This is a genomic window from Effusibacillus lacus, from assembly GCF_002335525.1.
Taxonomy (GTDB): Bacteria; Bacillota; Bacilli; order Tumebacillales; family Effusibacillaceae; genus Effusibacillus; species Effusibacillus lacus.
On the sequence record NZ_BDUF01000069.1, the window covers coordinates 1 to 781 of the forward strand.

Annotated in this window: 1 protein-coding gene; it reads right to left on the reverse strand. The window is 46.9% G+C overall.

What is annotated here, in order from left to right; all coding sequences use genetic code 11:
* On the reverse strand, positions 1-539 hold a 539-nt coding region (locus EFBL_RS13610; RefSeq protein WP_149029964.1), incomplete at its 3' end, for an IS110 family transposase.
* Between the last annotated feature and the right edge of the window lie 242 nt (positions 540-781).

The following is a 781-nucleotide window of genomic DNA, read 5'->3' on the forward strand; positions in this document are numbered from 1 at the left end:
TTATCAATGATCTTCATGGAGCTTTTGCCGAACGTATCCGATACGACATTTCCAAGCTGAATGTTGGAAACCGTCAGGCTGTTTTGCAGCCGATTTTTCTCGCTCGACGAAAAGTTCGTCAGCTTGAAGCGGTAGCGCATCAGGTCGCGAAGCTGCCGGATCGGCAAGGGAGGCATAAAGCTTCCCGCGACAAGGTCATGCTTGAACAAATCGGCAATCCATTGGGCGTCTTTTTTGTCCGTCTTTTTGCCGCGGATGGCCTTGACGTACTTCGGATGCGCCAGCGTGATATTGCAGGAGCGCTCCAGGACATTGAATACAGGAATCCAGTATTTTCCTGTCGATTCCATACAGACATCCTTGCAGTCATTCTCACAAAGCCACTGTGACAGCTCATTCAGTCCTTTGGTAAAGGTTGAAAAGCGATGGCGTTTGTAAGTCGTGACGCCTTTGCTGTCGGTGGAAGCGATACAGGCCACAACAAAAGTTTTGTGAACGTCAATTCCACAACAGACAGGGTAGACAATTTTTAAAGCCATAGGTTATCTCCTTTCCAGGATATACAAGGATAGTCAGCAGGGACTGATTGCCCAGCAATAAACGAGTTGTTTATACAAAGATAAGTCTGCGTGCTCGAAGCGACACTTATTTGTGCTTGGAAAGGCAATCTACACATATAACCATGCGGTCACCCCGTAAAAAGAGGAGGCCCACTCACCTCCACGTGATTTGTAGTGTACTGATATCCCTGTAACTCAAGAATACAAAAAAATCGCTCAAG